Source organism: Bacillus sp. Brlt_9 (genome assembly GCF_051948935.1).
Taxonomy (GTDB): Bacteria; Bacillota; Bacilli; order Bacillales; family Bacillaceae_G; genus Bacillus_A.
Genome location: NZ_JAYJLO010000003.1, coordinates 26,471 through 42,771 on the forward strand (window position 1 = coordinate 26,471; position 16,301 = coordinate 42,771).

The 16,301-nt window shown below is 31.5% G+C and carries 26 protein-coding genes; 21 read left to right on the forward strand and 5 right to left on the reverse strand.

The genetic code is table 11. The features are described from left to right. Window positions 1-180 precede the first annotated feature (180 nt). The gene (locus tag VF726_RS12310; protein WP_440168385.1) at window positions 181-846 is read right to left on the reverse strand and encodes a hypothetical protein; all 666 of its coding nucleotides are present in this window, start codon (window positions 844-846) and stop codon (window positions 181-183) included. Between the two features lie 174 nt (window positions 847-1,020). Further along, a complete protein-coding gene (locus VF726_RS12315; RefSeq protein WP_440168387.1) occupies window positions 1,021-1,326 on the reverse strand; it encodes a hypothetical protein in 306 nt (101 codons plus the stop codon). Window positions 1,327-1,858: 532 nt separating this feature from the next. On the opposite strand from VF726_RS12315, the gene VF726_RS12320 reads away from it, so the two are divergent. Together VF726_RS12320 and VF726_RS12325 are read left to right on the forward strand one after the other, a co-directional pair. Next, a complete protein-coding gene (locus VF726_RS12320) occupies window positions 1,859-2,041 on the forward strand; it encodes a hypothetical protein (protein WP_440168389.1) in 183 nt (60 codons plus the stop codon). Between the two features lie 314 nt (window positions 2,042-2,355). Then, window positions 2,356-2,889, forward strand: coding sequence for a hypothetical protein (locus tag VF726_RS12325; RefSeq protein ID WP_440168391.1), 534 nt, complete (start codon window positions 2,356-2,358; stop codon window positions 2,887-2,889). 180 nt (window positions 2,890-3,069) lie between these two features. On the opposite strand, the gene trhA is transcribed toward VF726_RS12325, so the two are convergent. Continuing rightward, a complete protein-coding gene (gene trhA, locus VF726_RS12330; protein WP_440168392.1) occupies window positions 3,070-3,714 on the reverse strand; it encodes a PAQR family membrane homeostasis protein TrhA in 645 nt (214 codons plus the stop codon). Window positions 3,715-3,888: 174 nt separating this feature from the next. Here trhA and VF726_RS12335 point away from each other — a divergent pair, with 174 nt between their 5' ends. The 14 genes from VF726_RS12335 (at window position 3,889) to VF726_RS12400 (ending at window position 10,472) form a co-directional block, all read left to right on the forward strand. Then, the gene (locus VF726_RS12335; protein WP_440168394.1) at window positions 3,889-4,131 is read left to right on the forward strand and encodes a hypothetical protein; all 243 of its coding nucleotides are present in this window, start codon (window positions 3,889-3,891) and stop codon (window positions 4,129-4,131) included. 239 nt (window positions 4,132-4,370) lie between these two features. Further along, complete coding sequence (locus VF726_RS12340; protein WP_440168396.1) at window positions 4,371-4,613, forward strand: hypothetical protein; 243 nt, start codon at window positions 4,371-4,373, stop codon at window positions 4,611-4,613. Window positions 4,614-4,708: 95 nt separating this feature from the next. Further along, the gene (locus VF726_RS12345) at window positions 4,709-5,017 is read left to right on the forward strand and encodes a helix-turn-helix domain-containing protein (protein ID WP_440170168.1); all 309 of its coding nucleotides are present in this window, start codon (window positions 4,709-4,711) and stop codon (window positions 5,015-5,017) included. Between the two features lie 192 nt (window positions 5,018-5,209). Then, complete coding sequence (locus VF726_RS12350) at window positions 5,210-5,638, forward strand: GIY-YIG nuclease family protein (protein WP_440168398.1); 429 nt, start codon at window positions 5,210-5,212, stop codon at window positions 5,636-5,638. A 47-nt stretch (window positions 5,639-5,685) separates the two neighbouring features. Further along, the gene (locus VF726_RS12355; RefSeq protein ID WP_440168400.1) at window positions 5,686-6,129 is read left to right on the forward strand and encodes a GIY-YIG nuclease family protein; all 444 of its coding nucleotides are present in this window, start codon (window positions 5,686-5,688) and stop codon (window positions 6,127-6,129) included. A 171-nt stretch (window positions 6,130-6,300) separates the two neighbouring features. After that, window positions 6,301-6,705: a hypothetical protein gene (locus VF726_RS12360; protein ID WP_440168402.1), complete on the forward strand. Its 405-nt coding sequence runs from the start codon at window positions 6,301-6,303 to the stop codon at window positions 6,703-6,705. 29 nt (window positions 6,706-6,734) lie between these two features. Continuing rightward, window positions 6,735-7,076 carry a hypothetical protein gene (locus VF726_RS12365; protein ID WP_440168404.1) on the forward strand — a complete coding sequence of 114 codons (342 nt, stop codon included), beginning with the start codon at window positions 6,735-6,737 and terminating at the stop codon, window positions 7,074-7,076. A gap of 80 nt (window positions 7,077-7,156) precedes the next feature. Continuing rightward, window positions 7,157-7,504 carry a hypothetical protein gene (locus tag VF726_RS12370; RefSeq protein WP_440168406.1) on the forward strand — a complete coding sequence of 116 codons (348 nt, stop codon included), beginning with the start codon at window positions 7,157-7,159 and terminating at the stop codon, window positions 7,502-7,504. Window positions 7,505-7,583: 79 nt separating this feature from the next. Next, the gene (locus tag VF726_RS12375) at window positions 7,584-7,925 is read left to right on the forward strand and encodes a hypothetical protein (protein ID WP_440168408.1); all 342 of its coding nucleotides are present in this window, start codon (window positions 7,584-7,586) and stop codon (window positions 7,923-7,925) included. A 53-nt stretch (window positions 7,926-7,978) separates the two neighbouring features. Then, window positions 7,979-8,128 carry a hypothetical protein gene (locus VF726_RS12380; RefSeq protein WP_440168410.1) on the forward strand — a complete coding sequence of 50 codons (150 nt, stop codon included), beginning with the start codon at window positions 7,979-7,981 and terminating at the stop codon, window positions 8,126-8,128. Between the two features lie 97 nt (window positions 8,129-8,225). Then, complete coding sequence (locus VF726_RS12385; RefSeq protein ID WP_440168412.1) at window positions 8,226-8,972, forward strand: hypothetical protein; 747 nt, start codon at window positions 8,226-8,228, stop codon at window positions 8,970-8,972. Between the two features lie 190 nt (window positions 8,973-9,162). Further along, window positions 9,163-9,459, forward strand: a complete 297-nt coding sequence (locus VF726_RS12390; RefSeq protein WP_440168414.1) for a hypothetical protein — start codon at window positions 9,163-9,165, stop codon at window positions 9,457-9,459. A 169-nt stretch (window positions 9,460-9,628) separates the two neighbouring features. Then, window positions 9,629-9,958, forward strand: coding sequence for a hypothetical protein (locus VF726_RS12395; protein ID WP_440168416.1), 330 nt, complete (start codon window positions 9,629-9,631; stop codon window positions 9,956-9,958). A 136-nt stretch (window positions 9,959-10,094) separates the two neighbouring features. Continuing rightward, window positions 10,095-10,472, forward strand: a complete 378-nt coding sequence (locus VF726_RS12400; RefSeq protein WP_440168418.1) for a hypothetical protein — start codon at window positions 10,095-10,097, stop codon at window positions 10,470-10,472. A gap of 92 nt (window positions 10,473-10,564) precedes the next feature. Here the strand turns inward: VF726_RS12400 and VF726_RS12405 are convergent, their stop codons facing one another. Further along, a complete protein-coding gene (locus VF726_RS12405) occupies window positions 10,565-11,122 on the reverse strand; it encodes a hypothetical protein (protein WP_440168420.1) in 558 nt (185 codons plus the stop codon). A 251-nt stretch (window positions 11,123-11,373) separates the two neighbouring features. Between VF726_RS12405 and VF726_RS12410 the strand changes: the two genes are divergently transcribed. After that, complete coding sequence (locus VF726_RS12410) at window positions 11,374-11,535, forward strand: hypothetical protein (RefSeq protein ID WP_440168422.1); 162 nt, start codon at window positions 11,374-11,376, stop codon at window positions 11,533-11,535. Window positions 11,536-11,798: 263 nt separating this feature from the next. On the opposite strand, the gene VF726_RS12415 is transcribed toward VF726_RS12410, so the two are convergent. Then, entirely contained in the window at window positions 11,799-12,353 is a 555-nt protein-coding gene (locus tag VF726_RS12415) for a hypothetical protein (protein ID WP_440168424.1), read from the reverse strand. Window positions 12,354-12,603: 250 nt separating this feature from the next. Here VF726_RS12415 and VF726_RS12420 point away from each other — a divergent pair, with 250 nt between their 5' ends. From VF726_RS12420 to VF726_RS12435, 4 genes are all read left to right on the forward strand, one after another. Beyond that, window positions 12,604-13,518, forward strand: a complete 915-nt coding sequence (locus VF726_RS12420; RefSeq protein WP_440168426.1) for a hypothetical protein — start codon at window positions 12,604-12,606, stop codon at window positions 13,516-13,518. 277 nt (window positions 13,519-13,795) lie between these two features. Then, a complete protein-coding gene (locus tag VF726_RS12425) occupies window positions 13,796-14,698 on the forward strand; it encodes a DNA adenine methylase (protein ID WP_440168428.1) in 903 nt (300 codons plus the stop codon). Window positions 14,699-14,917: 219 nt separating this feature from the next. Beyond that, window positions 14,918-15,223: a hypothetical protein gene (locus tag VF726_RS12430; protein ID WP_440168430.1), complete on the forward strand. Its 306-nt coding sequence runs from the start codon at window positions 14,918-14,920 to the stop codon at window positions 15,221-15,223. A 166-nt stretch (window positions 15,224-15,389) separates the two neighbouring features. Continuing rightward, a complete protein-coding gene (locus VF726_RS12435; RefSeq protein WP_440168432.1) occupies window positions 15,390-16,289 on the forward strand; it encodes a hypothetical protein in 900 nt (299 codons plus the stop codon). Window positions 16,290-16,301 lie beyond the last annotated feature (12 nt).

Genomic DNA, 16,301 nt, shown 5'->3' on the forward strand with positions numbered 1-16,301 from the left:
ATAAGCTGGCAGGTGTTCCCCAAACAATTTGATCTAACATATTTATCCCCTCCTATATATTATTATATAGAGGTTGTTCGAATTCATCCAGTTATTTCCTTGTTAAATTTTGTTTTATCTTGTGTCGTAGATAAAACAAACTCCGATAATAACAGGGGGTAAAATGTCCAAATTCTTATATTATTTATTGCCTTTATACACCATTGTTAACTTTTCGTCACCTATAGTGATATGGATTGTTTTATTATCAATTTTCTCTACAGATGCCTTTTGGTTTAGCCATTTCTTTTTTCCTGGTGGGGTTTGTGTTACTTTTCCCTTAAAATGATTTTCATCGAATTCCTTTACAGCTATGTTTAAATCGTCACTCACATTATGGTCACTTAGACCTAACAATGGTTCTTTTTTATCGCCAGGCATTGCATAGAAATAAACATTTTTTTCTCCTGTACTCAATTCCCAATATAGAGTGTCATCTTGAAAATCGTTTGTAGTATCTATGAACTTGTCATATGTACTTTTTGGTTGGTTTTGTGCGTTAGTGTCACCAGCCCCTGATAATGCAGCGAGCAATCCTCCGGCAGCAACAACCCAGAATCCAATTTTATATCCTGCACCTAACAGCCCTAGAATTAAACCCGCTAGAGATGTTCCTCTTTTGTATTGCTTTCTCATTCCTATTAATCCGAAAATGATTGCTAAGAACCAAACAGGTGCCATAAACCAACCGATGTAAGGGATAAACCCAATTATTAATCCGATAAGACCTAGTACGAATGACGCGGTGGCCGCAGTGTTCGTTTCGTTGTGAATAACAATGGTTTGTTGATTGTTGTTTTCATCCATTCCGAATACCCCCTTAGGTTTTTTAAAATTATATAACTTAGCATAGAAATAAATTACAAATATTAAAATGTGGCTATGTAATTATTTTTATTTGTTTAGTCATATGAAAGGGAAGTAAAAAAAGACCTTAATAAAATAAATAAGGTCTTTAAGAGGAATTTAATTCGTATTAAATTAAGTAAACTTAATTACTGCATCAGGGCTTTTTTTATCGTCACTTTCAAGCCAAACTGCTGCAATGAAACCTGGAGCTCCTTCTGAAGGTGTTATACCGTCTAAACGTACAAAATAGTAGACATCTTCTTCAGGTAGTCGGTTGGATAACTTAACCTGTTTCTCCCAAATTTCTTCTAGCATTCCTTTCGCTTCAAAACTAAACTTGGTAGTATTATTTACTTGAAATTTACACCACTTTTTAATGTCAGAAGCTGTGAAACTATTAATTGAATTGCAAATTTGTGTATTCATATCTATTGTCATTTTGATATCATCCTTTACGATTGTTTTTTGCATTATAGTTTAAATATTGCATAGTGGGGCAAATAATCTATTTTAGAAAATGTACTAAATTACTGCTTTATTTTATGAGTTAGGATAAGTACTACCGACGAAATAGATTGAATTTTCTGTATGGAAAATTTATACTTATTAAAGTACGGAACTTATAAGTGGATATGGAGAGAAGGGATCTCGTGCAAAACGCTATATTCATCTTTATTATTGTGTTTATATTTATTTATGTTTTTTCATCTTATTTGCGGCTGGTTCAATCGAGTAATTATATATATTTGCTCCCAGGTGTGGGAATAGGTACTGTTAGTGGCGCTTTTTATCTATATGGCCATATGCATTCAAGTGGGAGAATTGGTGAGTCAGTTACAAATATGATCCTTAGTGTTATAATGGCGGCATTTCTCGGAACATTAAGTGCGCAGATATGTATAAGTGAAAAGTAAAATACAACCGTTAAAACTTAGGACCAGATCGTTACTATTCCAAAGGGGGGTAATAAGTGAAATATATTAATGGGTTATATGTATCGCTTGTATTAATGATGTTTGTTATTTTACTTAATACTACGGTGTTTAATAATGAATATTCAGGGATAGCAATGTTTATTTCATTAGGGATATTTCTAATTGGAAGTGCGTTTTTTGTAAATGCGAAACGGCTAAAAGTTAGTGAGAAGAAATAAAAAATTAAATTTAATCATATTATAAGGGGTGTTGAAAATTTTAATATCAGCTAAAGGTTGGAAACTAAGAGAATTTAGACTAAACAATTCGTTAACAATCCCTCAATTTTCAAAAGAGCTAGACTATGATCCTACGTTGATAGGAATGTATGAAAAAGGTATAAAACGTCCGGATAATTCCTTCTGGGATAAGATGAATAGCGTCTTTATGATGTCTCCTGATTCTTTTAAATAGAAAAAACGTGTTTTGTTCATTTCCAAATGCTCTTTTCGTATAACTAGATTATTTGTATGTAAAAGTGTGGGGTGGTAAATTGAATTTTATTACTTGGTCAATTGTTGCGGCAGAAATTGGTTTTTGGATTGTTATAATAATCGGTCTAACTTTACGTTATGTATTTAACTTTAAAAAAATGGGTTCGTTCTTTTTACTTCTAACACCCGTGATTGATTTGTTTCTGTTAATCGTAACTGCTATAGATCTATTAAAGGGTGGAGAACCAACTAAGTATCACGCAATTGCTGCTATCTATTTAGGTGTCTCGATTGCTTTTGGAAAGAGTATGGTTCGTTGGGCTGATGTAAGGTTCTTATACTACATAAAAAAAGAGGGAACAAAACCTGAAAAAAAGACTGGTTACGCATATGCTCGTAATTCTTTGAAAGGGTCTTTTCAGCATTTATTAGCTTTTATCATCGGAGCAGGATTTTTATTTATATTGATATACTTAGTAAATGATGCAGACCGTACCTCTATACTTTTTGATACATTAAAAGTATGGTCAATAGTACTGGGAATAGATTTTATCATATCTATTTCAAATTTCATTTGGCCACCAAGAAAATAGGTATTATAAATAGAAGTAAGTGAAATATTTTAAATTTTATATTCACGAAATATCAAACAGAAAAGACAGATTTATCCTACACATTTTGTAGTTTAAATCTGTCTTTTAGTTTTTACAGCAACAATCTTTGAGAAAATATTCTTTCCAAAACACGTTATTCTATTTGTCTTTTATTATGATTTATAGTGGTAAAACGTAAAAAAGTACGCAAAAGAAGTGTAACGAACTACCTGCAATAACGAACAAATGCCAAACAGCGTGATGGTATTTGAATCCTCTCCAAATATAGAAGATGGATCCCAACGAATAAACAACACCGCCAATTACTAAGAGTGTTAAGCCTGAAGTAGATAAATTTAATGCTAATGGTTTCCACGCTAAGACGATTAACCATCCCATTATGACATATAACAGTGTTGATACATATAAATATTTTTTTACAAAGAAACACTTAAATATTGTTCCCCCAATAGCCAAACTCCACACGATCGCTAATAAAGTCCACCCGATCCAACCTTTAACAACAATTAACATAAACGGAGTGTATGAACCCGCTATAAAGAAATAAATTGAAGAGTGGTCGAATATCTCAAAAAGGTCTTTTACGCGTCCTGCTGGGAAGCTGTGTAGCAAGGTAGATGCTAAATATAGAAAGAGCATAGTGGCCCCATAAATAGAGAAACTTACGATATGTTCAACATTCCCGTACATTGATGAAAATACAATTAACAATGTTAAGGCTGCTGCACTAAGTGGTATACCCAAGCCGTGAGTGATGGAATTAGCGATTTCTTCACCTTTTGTAAAAGTATGTGTATTTGCCATTATGTAGCTCCTTTATAAAAAGTTATTACTGTAAAATTAGTTTACTACTTTTTGTCTTTATAACATATACAACTTTCTGTTTTCCTTTATTGGTCCCTAATTTATTATATCTTTTTTCAATTTTTATCTGTTTTTGATTAATAATAAATGTAGGGAATGAAGGAGGAGTTGTTATTGATTTTCTCATATTGTATAGGTATATATTTATTAATCGGGCTTCTCATAATGATTATTTCGGTAGTTATAGAACGGATCACTGTTGGAATGTGGAATTTTAATTTCGGTGGTGGATTCTGTCCTAATTTTATTGCTATACCATTCATACTGATTCTCTGGTTACCACTCATTTATAAGAATGGAATAGAAAAGTGGGACAACTTTAAGGAGAAACGTAGAAATAGAAAAGAGTACGAATAGCAAAATAAGAGGCGGTTAGCTTCTTATTTTTTTATTTCGCAATGCATTGCATTGTTTTGTAATGCATTGCATCGTTTTACATTGCATAGGTCACAGAGCTCCAAATAATTGTTTATAAATGTTGTTAGCGAATAATTAGGCTGCTTGTAAATATCGATACGGTAAATAAGAGTTTTCCAATTGCAAATTTATTAATAGTATCATAATTATATAGACTGAAAATTTGGAGTGATGGATAGTTGAGCTTGTTATATGAAGACACTTTAAAACAAATAAAGAGAGAAATTGATGAAGCACTTTCGGCTAGTAAAAATGGTGTGGATCCGGCTTTGATAAAAAAAGTTGATTTTATGTTTGAAATGATAATGAAACAGAAAATGATTATCGGTTCGTTGTATTCTGGTACAGAAAAGTGGTTACTCTCATATATGGAAAAACTGGATGAGTTAATGCATCTAATAGACCTAATTAAGAAGAAATAATTGACTTCTTATTAATTAATATTTATTCTTTGCTGTTATAATAAAATAAATTGTATTGCAAGGAGAGTTTGTAAGTGAATATAACTGCAAAACGAGTGCATTTAGTAAGAATGAATAAAAAAATGACTATGGAAGTGTTAGCTAACAAAGTAAACAAATCAAAATCAACTATATCTCAAATCGAGTCTGGAAAAATTATGCCAAGTAGACAGCTAATTGGAGAACTTAGTAAAGCACTGGAAACATCAGCGGATTATCTGTTAGGTATTTCTAATGGTGAAGATGTAGTATTTGAACGGAATGATGATGTCGTGACATTCAATATGTCTAAACTTAAAGAGAGTGGTATGCTTTCAGAGACTGAATATAACATTTTAGATTTAATAATTAGTAAGTTAAACTAAATTCACATTATATTGAGGGGGTGTTCAACTTACGTTGACGCCTTTTTTATATGGAGATATTTTTTCACTTATGAGTATGTAAAGTAGTATACTAATTACAGTAATTAAGTATTCCTTGAATCTTAATAGAGAGATTTTTAGTATGAAAAGAAAATGAAATGAAACAATGAACGTTTATAATGAGGTGAAAGAATGACAACAGTTAATATTAGATGGTCTAAGCCATCTAGTTTAGAAGATTTACACACAAATCCCTTAGCGCTCCAAAAAGGAATTTATGCTATCTATCGACTATATGGTGGCAAAGAAACCTTAATTTACATTGGTAAGACTACTAGGAGTTTTTACGAAAGACTAACGGAACATTATAATGATTGGCTACATACCGTAAGAGGTCAAGTCTTTATTAGAATGGGGCTATTAGAGTATCCTGACAGAGGTAGATATTCTACTCAAAAGCTTTCTGATGTTGAGTCATTATTGATTGTTTGGCACGCGCCTTCGGAGAATACGGTGTCGTCTGTTTATTACCGTGGACGAGAAAAGCTTATTATTAAAAACAAGGGTGACAGAGGGCTTGTAGCAAGAACTGTTTCTGCGGAACGATTAGTTTGGGCCTAACGGCTATTATACTTTTAATTCCTATGAATTAAGGAGTGGGATGGTATATGGTGGTTCAAGATGGTAATGTGGATGATTTTGAAAGTAAATTGAAAACGTTTTTACTGAGTGAAGGTTTTTTAGATTTTGAAAGTGATAGATGGAAACAACTTCATTTAGATTTCCAAATTCCTGATGAAACTAAAAAGAAAGAAACATTAAAGGTAATTAATGCTTCTATTCCTAAGGATCAACCAGGTGTTTATGTAATTCGTAATTTAGAAAGTAAAAAAGTAATTTATATTGGATCGTCTGAAAACATTATAAGTAGAATTAAACGTCATTACAGGAAAATGTATGGAAACAATGGCTCTTTAAGCAAAAGAGCGTTTTTAGAAAACCAAGGGAAAGTTTTAATTACTTGGAGCATTTGTGAAGATATTAGAATGCGCGGGATTTTAGAAAGAGTGTTAAAATTGTATTTAGATCCTATCTACGATGAAGAACGGTAGGTTTGTATCGTAAATTATATATAATTAATTCAGAAAACAGAGTCCTTATCGGCTCTGTTTTTTTGTTTTTTCTCTTAACAAGCTACTTACATATTTTGTTTTTTTATATTTTCTACAAATAACGCATTTTATGGATACAATATTAAAAAAATAAAAGGAGCGTTATTACAAATGACTATTATTAAATTTGATGAAGTTACACTAAAAAAGGAAGCTATTAAGATTGGTGAAAAATCAAAACTAAAAGGTGTTGGATGTACAGTTACTTTCATTCCGTCTGGGAATTCGAGTAATAATATTAAAATGGGTGTGAGCAAAGAGCTTTTACAAGATATAGAAGGATCCAAATACACTCACCTTTCAGTTGAATATGATGCTGAAAATGAACTGTTATATTTAGTTCCAAACAGTAAAGAAGGTGTGTGCTTTGTAACAGAAAATGGCACATATAATCGTCAACGAAATGCAACTTATGTATTTGGAGCATTAACGCAAGTGGCAGAAGTTGAACTCCGTAAAACAATTGTTTTCGAAAGAGAAGGAAGAAAGTTTGTTGCGTCTGTGTCTAAACGATAAAAATAAAAGAAAATTAAGGAGAGATTGATATGACAACCAAATTTGAAGAAATTACAGAGGTTCACTTGTATAAAAATATTTTAATGGTGAGTTTTAGAAGAAGTGAAGATAGAGATGCTTGGGATACATTTTACCTAAATAAAGACACAGGTAAATTTGTTACGATCCATACTTCTTTTATCACTGAAAAGAGATTTATTCGACTTTCAGATGAATATCAAAATGAATTGTTATCTATCTTAAAGGGAGCTGCAAAAATCGTCGAAATTGGTGATGGAGCTTACAAACACGATAGTGCGTTTAGGGATAGAATTGATTCAGTATTTAAAGTTACAGCTGAAGATGCTGAGGAATTGGTATTTCTATTTTAAAACAATCAATATTAGACATTTTCATTAAAACTTATAAAACATAAAAAATATAAAAATACATATTTTAAGGAGAGATTTATATGACAATCAAATTTGAAGAAACTACGTGGGTATCTAAATACAATAATAACATTCTTATGACTTGTTACCGAAGAAGTGAGGATTTAGGTAGTTGGGAGACGTTTTATTTCAATGTAGAAACAGAAAGATATGTAAACTTTTATGCTCGTAATGATAAACAATGGAATTATAAACCGTTATCTGAAGAAGAAATCGCTTATCTATTGGAATATGTAAAAAAATGTCCTATTGAAGATATGGATATCTTCTCTTTTGAAGATGTCGTGGGTAATAAATGGTTTGAAGATAGAATGCAAGCGGTATTGAAGATTACTGATAAAGACTTTAATCCAGCCGTATTGAATTAAAGTGTAGAAATAGTTGATGATTTAGTAGATTCTCAAACTAAGACTATATATAGCAAAGATATTAAAGGAGCAGAAAACAATGACAATCAAATTTGAAGAGATCAGAAGTGTAATCGCATATAAAAATATCCGTATGGTAAGCTACCGTACTAGTACAGTATGGACTTCGACTAAAACGTTTTATTTAAATCTAGATACCGGAAAAAGTGTTAATTTGTATACTGGTTCTCATACTCAATGGCACTGGGATCCTGCTAGCGAAGATTTAGAAAAAATTATGTTAAATATACTTAATAACGCTAAAGTAGTTAAAGACATTACGGATACAGCTATCGCTAAGGATATGTGGTTCTTAAAGAAAATGGATGATGTTATCAGAATGACTGATAAAGATTTTAAACCAGTTGTAATGAACTATTAATATCAGGACTGCTATAGAGAAAATGAAATAAAACATCAAAGGAGATAGTTAGAATGATTAAATTTATTTGTAATGCGTGCAAAGAGGAAAATAAAGTTGAAAAGTTAGAAACAACCGAAACAGGTGAATGGGTTATTGCGTGCGAATGTGGTGATCGTGAAATCATTGAACTCAATAGTTTTCAGCCCGTCTCAAAAAAATAAATATTTAAAGCTACTTTCTATATGAAGTAGCTTTTTTAATTATTTAAGTTGAAATGAAAGAATTATCAGATATATAAGTTGCAAAGGGGGTGTTAGGATGCTAAAACGCTTTGCAAAAGAACAAAATGCTGCACTCGTGGATTATTTTATTCTATTAGGGATGATCGCGGTTGCTTCAGTTCTTATTTTCCCAGGTTTACGTAGTCAATTGGTAGAGTGGCATAATAATATGGTTGGAAATGTAAAAGTAGCAGTAAGTAGTAACCCTTCTGATGAATTAAAAGATGAGGATTTTACTCCTCCTGGTGGTAACGATTCTAATGCTAATAACCCTGTAATAAATCCAGATTCATTTAAAACTGTGATTCTAAATAATAGCATTCCAGTTGGCCTGAATTTCGGGGACAAGGAAAGAACAATAGGGACATCTATTGTAACTGATCATAAAATACGGTTAAATTCACTTTCATTTTTTATACAAAATACTACTATACCTAATGATGTGAAGATAGGGGTATGGGATGCGAAACAATCAATCGTAGTAGAAAGTAAGCAATTTGTAGAAGGTGAAAAAATCCTTTTTGGAGGTACAAATTGGAGGAATATAAAGTTTAAATTTAGTCCTGTTCAAATTGATGCAAATAAAAAGTATTACATAGGTATTTATACAACTAACTATTTCATCATACCGGGTTCACAGCTAAATCCAGAATCAGTTACAAGCGGAGGAGGAGTCTCTATTGTGCAAGTGGCGACTTCCACTGCTGAGAAGATATTTGCAGCACCAATTGCTCAGGTTTCTAGAGTTCCTAAGTTTATACTTGAATACTCTGTTGTGAAGTAATTATGTAGTAGATAAGAAGCGGCTGAATATATCGTATAACGATTATCGGTTGCTTCTTATATTTAGTAGAACTATTAGATATTACTAATAACAATTTTGTTAGCGCACTAATTTGTTTAATTGGGAAACTTTTAACCTTATCTTCGGATTTATGCTATACATAATAAAAAGAATTAAAGGAGAATTAACTATGGACTTAAGTACTCAGATAATAAACCGAGCTATCGGGATTGACCATCCTAGTGTGAATGATTTTATTGGAAATCACTTCGCAGATGTAGAAGAAGCATTAAAAGCTGTTCATAATGGAAATTATGAAATTATTAATCATTGTGATAGAAGTGATGTAGGGGATATTTATAATAGTATAAAGAACGGCAGTTACAAAGCTTATCCTTTGCAAAACGCTTCATATGATTTCCTTGTTGTTATTGATGATTATGAGTACTTCCTAATTGAATTTCAAAAAACTAACGAAAAGAAATAAAAAGAAAACGTAAAAGTTGAAACCACTCAATATAACTTTAGGGTGGTTTTTTTATTGTTTATTTAAGAAAAATCTTATTCTATGTACTCCGAGTTAGGAGATATTCTTAATAAATTAACATAAATCTAAAATGCGATGTATACTCTGAAAAAAGTTACGGAGGAATTGAATGATGACGAAATGTGAGAAAGAATTTGATGTATTAAAAGATCAATTGGAATATGAAATTGGGGATTTGGCTGAGTTTGGTATGGATGATCCAATTCCATTGACTAATGTAGAAGCAGGAGAGATTGCAGATTTAATACTGAAAAAAGATGAACAGATTGAAAGATTTTTTGATATGGATCCTAACATTGTACTTATAGAAATGGACAATGAACACTATGACTGGGCGGATTTACATAATCAGTTGATTAATGTTATTCGCTGGTATAAAACGGACCCACTGATTAAAGCCTTCGCAGATGATGCTTATTGGGAAGATTTCAAGTACTAAATATAAGTCAAAGTAAATTATAAAACCGTAAAGATCTATTCTTTATGGTTTTTCTTTTGTTATAGAGTTTCTCCACTAGCTAACTTGACATTGAATTCACACATCATTATAAGTGTGCATAATGGGAGGGGATTAAATGACAATTAATTATGAACGAAAGGTTTTGGAATTACAGACACCTGAGGGATCAACTAATAAGTCTTTGATATTTGTTTTTCAAGATGAACAGGATATTTTAACGACATTTTTACATAGTGATGTGCAAAGCAGTGGGTTGTTTATTAAAGAAGATGTTGAAGAAGTATTGAATGGCCAAAAAGAAAATAACACTTCAAAATATAACGTTTGTATTATAGATATTGAAAAAGACGTTACAAAGGTAACAGATAGCTTGGCAGAAAAGGCTGGTTTTGAACCTGAAAGTTGTATGGTTCCTACTCGCGATTTATATGAACTTATTTTAAAATGGTTAGAAGAAAAGAAACATTTTAATAAAACAGGGGAACTCTTATAAAGCTGAAAATATTAAGTTTAAAAAGCGACTGAATTTGTTTTAGTCGCTTTTTTATTTATTTTGTTAAAGTTATTGTTCTTTCGTAGAGTTAATTAAATGATGTGATAGCCAAAACGCAATTCTTTAATGTCTACTTCCTTTGTTTCTCCATTAGGTAGCTGTATTTTTTGCATTGTATCAATACCGTTCTCTTTGTTCTTAATTCTTTTAATTAGTTTAACTTTCTCACCGTTGAACGTTACTTTGTCAGTTTTAATAATTTCTGAATTGTAATCTATTTTAAAACTGTTACCAATTTCTTTACTAAGATCCCAAATATCTATATTAAGTTCTTCCTCTTTTTTTACTACTAAGCTTAGTAAGTACTCTTTAACTTTTGTTGCAGCTTCAAGACTAAACCAATGAAATTCTTCGTCATATTTTCTACCAATTTGTACGGTCAAAGCGACTGGTTTGTCGTCAAAGAAATACATTCTGTAACCAACATAAGAATCTGTACAGTGCCAATTCCCGATCCAGTAGCATTTTAATCTTTCTTGATTAACGTAAGGGACATCGATACCAAACTCTTCTCCCATTTCTTCCGTATCAATACAACTCTCATTTTCCTTTGATTTATCAAGTCGTTGTGCAATTTCGCTTATTTTCATTGTTCAATCTCCTAATTGAATAGTGTTTATCATTTAATTGTTAATAATTATACTGGGATAATCCAAGTGTTGGTAAAATTCTAGTTATTATGTTCAAAGTATGAGCTTTTATTAGCATATGCCTCAAGCTCTAAATAAAAGATTCATTGATAAAGCGAAGAAATTCTCTATTTTTCCACAACAGCATAATTATGAATAGAATATTAGTGTTTTATAGATACCGCAAAAAACTAAAAAAAGAGGTTATGAAAATGGCAATTACAGTATTAAAAGAAAAAGGTCCTTATAAATTTGTGGATTATGGAAATGGTTTCTTTGCAGTAGAATACAGTAATGAAAGTGTTGGCCAAACTCTCAAATACAATGATAATAAATCAGTAGTTGAAGAGGTATATAACGAAGTTACGGCATAAGACACTGACATTAATAACAGCAATTATATTTCTATAACGATAGACTTCTTTGTTGAAGTCTATTTTTTTCTGTAGAGAATTTTTCGAGCGGTAGATAGTGTATATGATTTAAAGGGAAAGAGCGGGTATGACGATTTTATTGGATAGACCTTAGGTTAGTTAATACTGTTTATGTGAATGAAGTGAAAAAGACAGTCTTGTAGTAGACTGTCTTTATATATTATGAATATATTAGATAGAAATAACCATATTGGCTTGTTTTGTTATTCATTTATGCAATCAATTAATTCTTGTAATTCTTTCATTTTTTTATTAAATAGGTCATATTGATTTGATTCAGCGAAATCTTTGTAATCTACGGTTGATAGTAAAGATAGTGCTGCGTCTATTTTCAAATCGTGATTCCAGAATGGCATTTCTGATTTACCTGTCACTTGTATTTCCAAATCTCCACTTGTTAATGTGAAAGAAGTTACTTCACCTTCTATTTCATCCGCTGGTTTAATTTTTTCGTTATTTTGCAGCGCATATGATTTCAATGCTTTGTTTAGAAGGGTGAGTCCGCTTTTAATTTCAGTTTTGGTTTCCTCTACATACTTCTTAATAGTTTCGTTATTCTCAAGGTAATCTTTTTTATAAGTGACTTTAAAAGTAACATCATCTTCTTTTAAAGTGCCTCTTACGACTACTAGTTCATCCGCTGGTATCCAAGTTTTATCTGGATCATTAAAACCCTCGATTATCATTTCTATGAAATGATGCCCTTCATTATTTATATCTTCAATACTGTTTCCGTCAATCTGTATATACTTCCACATAAAAATACACCTCGTATTCTATTATTTATCAGAACTAATCAAATTACAATTTTGTATCTCTTAGTATTAATGTTCTATAACTCTAATTATTATATTTAAATATCAAATTATTTACCAGTAATTTCAATATGTATTAGTACATTATTTTAATTTGTGAAGTATTTCGGCCAACATTAAACTTTTTTTGAAATATCTATATCTCTACATATTTTCCGTTATTATATAAAAAAATTAACGGAGGTTTTTTATTATGGATAGAATTGCACTTGTAACAGAATCATCTGCGCGAAAAGATGTGCCAATGAAAGCTAAGGAATTTTACCAAGGACCACGTAACAAATGGGTAAACAATATTATCAAATACCTTGATGTTACTGGAATGCCAGAAGAAAACTGTTACTTTTTAAGTTTTCATAATGAGCGAATTATACCTTTTGGTGATGTAGTGGATCCTTATCCATTGCAAAAGAAGGCTAGAACAGCAGCTGAAGGGAAGAAGTTTGCGTTTAAGATACTTGATTTCCTGCTTAAGTTTCAGGTTAAGCCGTTTGTTGAAATACATATGGGTAAATGTATTGCAACGCCTTTATGTAAGTTGTTAGACGAATATGGTTTTACTTATCGTATTTATGCAGAATCAGTACCTTTGGGACAAAAACCTAAAGCTTATGAGGAACTAATTGAAAAGGAACAAGAAGTACTGAAGGCGAAAGAAATTCAGCGCGGTAGCTGGAAAATTGTTAGCTCAATTGAGTATCAATCACCGGCTGAAGCAGAAAAGATTCTAAAGGAGTATGAATCAGTTGCAGCTTTATATGGTGTAGAGGATATCTTTCAAGAATTACGTGATTTTATGACTAAACATTATAAAAGAACAAAAGAAATGAAGAAGGCTTTAAATGAATTTGAGGAAGTTTTAAATGAAAACCCAGATAGTGATGAATTAATCGGTTTCATTAATCAGATTAAAACTGTCCAGGACTTAGTGAAGAATCTTGATACATATGAAAAATATAAACATAAGTTTGGAAAAGAGATTGCTAAGTTTACTAGATATAAAATTAAACAAGGTTATGTACAAGAGGTAGAAAAAACTATTAGCACAATTTTATTCCGTTTAAGTATTGTCTTATTTAAAGGTAAAACAATGCAAGCTAGTGCTTAAAGAATGAAAGTAAAGGAATGATTGAAATGAATAAAGTTAAGGTATGTAGGAAACCTCTGTAATTCAGGTGCGAAAGAGGAATATATAGCACAACTACTTGAGGGAGTGGTTTTGACTAACTATGTATTTGAGTCCAGTGTGGCCGCCTCTAGCTGAGCTCCCGATGTGGAAGAGTAGCGCCCGGCTTACCCCTTGTGTTTGTAAGTAGGGAAGGGATAACAATAGAATCCCGCCTCCATCCGGTAAATAAAACTTATCGGTATATGGAGTGTTTCCAATGACTAAGACAAATAAATTAAACTCACCAGTTAAACATATTAAAGAAGTGCATTCACCTATACGTTGGTTTGGAGGAAAGTATTATCTTGCGAAAGATATTATACCTTTAATGCCTAAGCATCATTGTTATGTAGAACCATTTGGCGGCGGTGGGCACGTACTCACTCAAAAAGAAGAAAGTAAGGTTGAAGTTTGGAATGATATTGATTCAAGTTTGATTAACTTCCTTATGACGCTGAGAGGGCGCAAAGAAGATTTAACGAAAGCGCTGGAGACTTTACCGACAAGTCGTTTTCTTACTGAACTCTGGTTAAAAGAACCAATGCCAGAAGATTCATTTGAAAAGGCTGTTCGTTGGTATTATCTACTTCGTCAAACGATTGTTCCAACTAACAATCAAAAGAGTGGATGGCGAGCTGGAAAGATTAAAAATACAGCTTTTGATTTCCAAAACTCGATACAACGTTTAAATGATTTTGAAAAACGTATTAGAAGAGTTATGATTGAGTGTTTAGATTTTCGCGAACTGATTCGTAAATATGACTCCCCTGAAACATTCTTTTTCATAGATCCCCCATACGTAGGGAGAGAAGGGATGTATAAAGGTGGATTCGAGGAGAAAGATCATCGTGAACTTGCAGAATTATTGCGTAACATTGAGGGTAAAGCCTTAGTTAGTTACTATCCAGATCCTCTAATCGAAGAGTTATATGGAGATTGGCGTTCTAATAGCGTTAAAGCTTTAGTTGGATGCAATGTTACAAAGGCATCTTTAGGACAAAAGAAGAAAGTTGAAACAGAATTATTTTTGATGAATTATGAAGAAGATGGGACAAAGATAAATTTCTCAAAAAGAGATTTATTGAACCAAGAACAACAAATGCAATTACTACTGTTTTGATTAATAAATATAAAAAAGACCAAAACCGAAGGGTTTGGTCTTTTTCTTTTTATTTCATTGTTAAAAAGAGTTCTATGAAGCTTTTTTTAGTGATTATTTATAAATTCGTTCAATTGTTAGCTATTTTATAAATAATAGTAGTTTTTTATATAATAATCTATATTTGAAGTATTATCTAAGAAAGAAACAAATAACGGATTGATTTTAGGAGGAATTAATATGATTACTAATGTAGAAAAAATAGGATTTATACGTACTTTTGATAATGAAGATCCTTTTACTGATAACCCTCATAAAGGAGTAGTTGTAAATTGCGAGATTTCATCTGATAAGATGAATGATTATGATTTAAGAGATTTTTATGAACTTCAAGACTTTGATGTATGTGTACTGTTCTATAATGACGGCAGAATTGCTGTTTATGTGTATGATGTAGACCTTATGGATTATAGAGAAGAGATTACATTTAGCGAAGAGGTAGTAGAGAAACTTAGCAACTTCGCTAGGGAATATTTGAATCAATAATTAGCTCAAAAAGTATTGTTGATTCATAATAAATTTGATGTAAATTATTAAAAGCACTTGAAAATTAAGTGCTTTTTTCTTTTGTTGTTTTCAAGATTTTTAATAATATTGATACCTTCATAGATTTTTGAACTAGAATATTAAAAATCTTAAGGAGGCATTTTATATGCAAGTAAAAAAAATGAATGAAAACAATTTTATCAACTTCTTGAATGATGTGAATACGTCAGATACTTTTACTGTTCAAGAATCTATTGTGGATGGAAATAATCGACCTATACGTTTGGTTAAAGAATATGATCCTACTGAAACCTTTGCAATGGTCTATGATACTTACAAACCAGAGGACTTAGATATTTCAGACGGTCGATATGGAAAGGGTTGGCTTTATATTGGGGTATATTTCAAAGACTTGTCTGCTTTTGTTTATAAAGAGCGGTATGTAAACTTTGTTACAGATTATTGCTCAGAAATGAATACTGTGTTGGAAGATGATATGTATAATGATTTATTTAACCGCGCTAATTTAGAACTTGTTTCCCGTAAGAACCAATTAACGGAAGTTTATAAAGAAGATCAAACTTTGATAGAAGATATTATTGAAATGAATAAAGGGAAGATGTTTGAAGAATTAGTAATCGGGGTTACTGATGATAAATTGGAATTACAGAGAAAGATTTTTAATATCTACCGTTCGTCCCAGCTAGCACATCTCTATTTAAGAGATAAGGAACAATGTGTAATCGAATTCATCAACAGATATATTGAGGAAAACGAAAGAGACATAAAAAATATGACTTTGTATCCGTTTGCCCGTGATAAATATGAAAATATAATGGAAACTAATGAATATTTTAAAAAAGTTAGAAGGGCATACATTCTATTAAACAGAAAATTTGTGAAGGCAGTTAATGTATGGATCGTCACAACGGAAGGGGAACGAGTTAAAGTATTTAATGAGTTTTCAATCGATGGGGAGGAAGCAGCGATTGGTATAAATGCTAATAGAATCTATCTAAAAGATGTTGTTCAAATAGAATATAAAGGATACAACGTAACAATTTAATAGTTTAATAAA